This is a genomic window from Stenotrophomonas sp. NPDC077659, assembly GCF_050268705.1.
In the GTDB taxonomy this organism is placed as follows: domain Bacteria; phylum Pseudomonadota; class Gammaproteobacteria; order Xanthomonadales; family Xanthomonadaceae; genus Stenotrophomonas.
The window spans coordinates 1-4,331 of record NZ_JBNNHG010000209.1; the positions used below are offsets into that span (position 1 = coordinate 1).

Sequence of the window (4,331 nt, forward strand, 5' to 3'; positions counted from 1 at the left end):
CGAGGTGAGCCCGTGAGCGGCCAGGCGTTGAAACAGCGCCCGGCACCGCGCGAGCCCAGCCATTTCGATGCGGGCAAGAGCTTCGGCAAGGTCATCCCGGACAACGCCATCCTCGGCGCGATCCTGGCGCTGAAGGAAGAAACCCCCGACCTGCCGGTGGTGTTCGTTTCCAAGGACATCAACCTGCGGATCAAGGCCGCCATCGCCGGCATCGTGTCCGAAGACTACGAGAACGACCGCGCGCTGGACGATTTCAGCCTGCTCTACACCGGCGCCACCGAGCTGCCGGAAGACTTCTGGAAGCGCCACGGCGAGGATCTGCGCAGCTGGAGCGACAAGGGCCGCACCCATTACGAAATCCTCGCCCAGGATGGCGAGGAGTGGTATCCGAACCAGTATGTCTATCTGCCTGGCGAAGACGAGGTCGAGCTGCGCGTCAGCCGCGTGGTCGGCGATGGCAAGGTGGTGCTGTCGCTGGTCGATGATTTCCGCCACGGCAGCCACGCCGTGTGGGGCATCAGCGCGCGCAACCGCGAGCAGAATTTCGCGCTCAATGCGCTGATGGACCCGGAGATCGACTTCGTCACCCTGCTCGGCACCGCCGGTACCGGCAAGACCCTGCTGGCGCTGGCCGCCGGCCTGGCGCAGACGATGGACCAGCAGCGCTACCGCGAGATCATCATGACCCGCGCCACGGTGAGCGTGGGCGAGGACATCGGCTTCCTGCCCGGCACCGAGGAAGAAAAGATGACGCCGTGGATGGGCGCGCTGACCGACAACCTGGAAGTACTCACCCACAACCAGGAAGGCGGCACCTGGGGCCGCCAGGCCACCAACGATCTGCTGGCCAGCCGCATCAAGATCCGTTCGATGAACTTCATGCGCGGGCGCACCTTCCTGACGCGCTACCTGATCCTGGACGAGGCGCAGAACCTCACCCCGAAGCAGATGAAGACGCTGATCACCCGCGCCGGCCCCGGCACCAAGATCGTCTGCCTGGGCAACGTCGAGCAGATCGACACCCCGTACCTGACCGAGACCACCTCGGGCCTGACCTACGCGGTGGACCGCTTCAAGAACTGGCCGCACAGTGCCCACATCACCCTGCGCCGTGGCGAGCGTTCGCGCCTGGCCGATTACGCTTCGGAGGTGTTGTGAACCGTTGCACCCGCCTGCTGCTGCCCACGGCTGCGATCGCCCTCGCAGCCACGCTGGGCGCCTGCACCACCACGCGCGGCCCGGCCAGCGTGCCCACCGCCGAACGTACCGGCCAATCGTGGGTGGTCACCCGCCCACTCATCGCCGCGCAGGTGCTGGACACCTGCTCGCGCACCAGCCCCGGCCGCGAAGCCGGGCGGGTCAGCGGCTACTGGGCACCCAGCCGGCAGCAGGTGGACCAGATGGAAGCCAAGCTCTCCTCGCTGGAAGCACAGGTGCCGCACGTGCTGGATTTTGATCGACAGTACGTGGGCATCGAAAGTGGTGGCCAGCAGTTGATCTACATCAACGCGTTCCATCTGCCTGAGAGCTCCAACAACAACCCCGCGCGCGAAGCAATCCGCGTGTGCGATGGTGGGCGGCAGTTCTGGGGTGCGGTATTCGACCCTGCGACCGGCACGTTCAGCGATCTGCAGTTCAACAGCGGCGAAGTGCCCTCACCCTGAGGCGACATGGGAATCCGCCTGCCCACCTGGGTCTGGATCGGTGCGGTCGCGCTGTCCTGCGTGGCCGGCATGGTCAATGTCGTAGGCTTCCTCGGCTTCGAACACCAGGCCGTCAGCCACATGACCGGCAGCACCAGCCAGCTGGCCATGGCCATCGCCCAGGGTGACGGGCGTGCGATCGGACACCTGTGGGGCCTGCTGATCGCCTTCTCGCTGGGCGCGATGCTCAGCGGCCTGCTGATCCAGGACAACACCCTGCAACTGGGCCGTCGCTATGGCGTGGCGCTGGCCATCGAATCGGCACTGCTGCTGGTGGCCATTCCGTTGTTCGAACAGCAGCAGATCTGGGGCGCGCTGGCTGCGGCCATGGCCTGCGGCCTGCAGAACGCGATGGCCACTACCTTCAGCGGCGCAGTGGTGCGCACCACCCATCTGAGCGGCATGTTCACCGACCTCGGCATCGGCCTGGGCCACCTGCTGCGCGGCCTGCCCCTGCAGGTCCGCCGCCTGACCCTGAGCGGGCTGATCATCAGCGGCTTTCTCGGCGGCGGCATCCTCGGCGCGTGGCTGTTCATGCAGTTCCGCTACGACGCCCTGCTCGCTCCCGCCCTGCTCACCGGCCTGACCGGCATCGTCTATGTGGTGTACCAGCAATGGGCGCGCTGGCGGCATTGAACCAAGGGCATCCACGCATGGCGTGGATCTACCTTCCCCTGCGGGACCACGGCACAATCGACGGATGAGCCCGACCACTCCCGCTTCCGCCCTCACCATCGCCGGCTCCGATTCCGGCGGCGGTGCCGGCATCCAGGCCGACCTGAAGGCATTCGCCGCGCACCGCGTGCACGGGCTGTCCGCCATCGCCGCACTGACCGCGCAGAACACCCGCGGCGTGACGGCCGTGCACGTGCCGCCGGTCGACTTCCTGCGCGCGCAGCTGGACGCGTGTTTCGATGATTTCGACATCCACGCCGTCAAGCTGGGCATGCTGGCCAATGCCGAGGTCATCCACACCGTTGCCGACGCGCTTGAACAGCGTCGCCCCGCGCACGTGGTGCTGGATCCTGTGATGGTCGCCACCAGCGGTGCACGCCTGCTGGAAGACAGCGCGCTGCAGGCGATGCGCGAACGGCTGATTCCGCTGGCCACGCTGATCACTCCCAATACCCCCGAAGCGGAGCTGCTGGTCGGCCGCAGCATCGGCAATGCCGACCAGGCCGAGCACGCTGCCGCGGCCCTGCTGGACATGGGCGCCGGCGCGGTTCTGCTGAAGGGTGGCCACCTGCACGAAGGCAACCGGGTGATCGACCGCTACTTCGATGGCGTCAGCAGCGAGGAATTCATCCACGCACGCTTGCCGCTGGATGCACACGGCACCGGCTGCACGCTGGCCTCGGCCATCGCCGCGCAGCTGTGCAACGGGCTCAGCCTGGCCAACGCCTGCGAGGCCGGCATCGATTACGTAGCGCGCGGCCTGCAGCAGGGCTACATGCCTGGGCGCAGCAACGTGCTGGTGCTGGACCACTTCGGCGCGGCACCGCACGCATGAGCGATACGCCGCGCTTGATCGCCTTGAACAGCGATGATGGACACGCGTACGAGGTCATCGCCTGCGTACCGGCACAGCCGCTGGCGCGCCTGCTGTGGCTGCCGGCGCTGGGCGTGGCAGCGCGCCACTACCTGCCGCTTGCACAGGCGCTGGCGGCACGCGGCGTCGCCGTCTACCTGCATGAGTGGCGTGGCAACGGCAGCAGCTCACTGCGCCCGTCGCGTACGGTGGATTGGGGCTACCGCGAGATTCTCGAACAGGATCTTCCCGCCAGCCAGGCCGTGCTGGAACGTGAAGACCACGCACACGGCGATCTGCACTGGATCATCGGCGGCCACAGCCTGGGCGGGCAACTGGCCTGCCTGCATGCAGGGCGGCACCCGCATCGTTTCCAGCACCTGTGGCTGGCCGCCAGCGGCACGCCGTTCTGGCGTGCGTTCCCGCCACCGCGAGGCTGGCTGCTGCCGCTGTTCTATCGTTTCCTGCCGTGGATCGCGCGCCGCCAAGGCGTGCTGCACGGTCGCCGCCTCGGCTTTGGCGGCACCGAAGCGCGCGGGCTGATTGCCGACTGGGCGCGGGTAGGCCTGAACAATCACTACGCCGCCGTCGGCATGCACGAAGATCTCGATGCGCAGTTGGCACGCATTCATGGCAGCGCGCAGGCGGTATTGATGGCCGATGACTGGTTCGCGCCTGCCGGTTCGATGCAGGCCCTGCTGGCCAAGCTGCCGAATGTGGCCTCACGCGTGCGGGTGCTGTCTGCGCAGGAACTGGGAACGCGCGCCGATCACTTCGCGTGGATGAAGGCCCCGGATGCCATCGCGGAACACTTTTTCATTCAGTTGAATGAAAATTTTCACAAAAGCGTTGACGACAGGCGCCGACATCCGCATAATTCCGCTCCTGTCGCAGGGCGCCCGTAGCTCAGTTGGATAGAGTACCTGGCTACGAACCAGGCGGTCGGGAGTTCGAATCTCTCCGGGCGCACCACTCGACAGGCTTCCGGCATCCGCCGCTGGAAAATTCAGTAAAATGAAGTGACAAATTGATTGTGTACCGCGCGCCCGTAGCTCAGTTGGATAGAGTACCTGGCTACGAACCAGGCGGTCGGGAGTTCG

General features: G+C 66.4%; 5 protein-coding genes and 2 tRNA genes (1 of these 7 running past the window's edge). All 7 read left to right on the top strand.

The window, feature by feature from the left end; all coding sequences use genetic code 11:
* Positions 1-1,158: PhoH family protein (locus ACQKDV_RS18340; protein ID WP_427785672.1), on the top strand; the 1,158-nt coding region annotated here is incomplete at its 5' end.
* A complete protein-coding gene (locus ACQKDV_RS18345; protein WP_427785673.1) occupies positions 1,155-1,664 on the top strand; it encodes a hypothetical protein in 510 nt (169 codons plus the stop codon). The genes ACQKDV_RS18340 and ACQKDV_RS18345, both read left to right, overlap by 4 nt.
* A gap of 6 nt (positions 1,665-1,670) precedes the next feature.
* On the top strand, positions 1,671-2,339 hold the full coding sequence (locus ACQKDV_RS18350) for a YoaK family protein (RefSeq protein ID WP_427785675.1): 669 nt from the start codon (positions 1,671-1,673) through the stop codon (positions 2,337-2,339).
* Between the two features lie 64 nt (positions 2,340-2,403).
* Complete coding sequence (gene thiD / locus ACQKDV_RS18355) at positions 2,404-3,213, top strand: bifunctional hydroxymethylpyrimidine kinase/phosphomethylpyrimidine kinase (protein WP_427785677.1); 810 nt, start codon at positions 2,404-2,406, stop codon at positions 3,211-3,213.
* Complete coding sequence (locus ACQKDV_RS18360) at positions 3,210-4,136, top strand: alpha/beta hydrolase family protein (RefSeq protein WP_427785679.1); 927 nt, start codon at positions 3,210-3,212, stop codon at positions 4,134-4,136. The genes thiD and ACQKDV_RS18360 overlap by 4 nt, the downstream gene beginning before the upstream one ends.
* Positions 4,127-4,203: transfer RNA gene (locus ACQKDV_RS18365), tRNA-Arg, on the top strand. The genes ACQKDV_RS18360 and ACQKDV_RS18365 overlap by 10 nt, the downstream gene beginning before the upstream one ends.
* Positions 4,204-4,273: 70 nt before the next feature.
* Positions 4,274-4,331, top strand: a tRNA-Arg gene (locus ACQKDV_RS18370); it runs 119 nt beyond the window's last position.

Bases quoted from the DNA above. Each gene is read 5' to 3' on its own strand.
- ACQKDV_RS18350 (WP_427785675.1), top strand. From the start codon at position 1,671: ATGGGAATCCGCCTGCCCACCTGGGTCTGGATCGGTGCGGTCGCGCTG.
- thiD (WP_427785677.1), top strand. From the start codon at position 2,404: ATGAGCCCGACCACTCCCGCTTCCGCCCTCACCATCGCCGGCTCCGAT.
- ACQKDV_RS18360 (WP_427785679.1), top strand. From the start codon at position 3,210: ATGAGCGATACGCCGCGCTTGATCGCCTTGAACAGCGATGATGGACAC.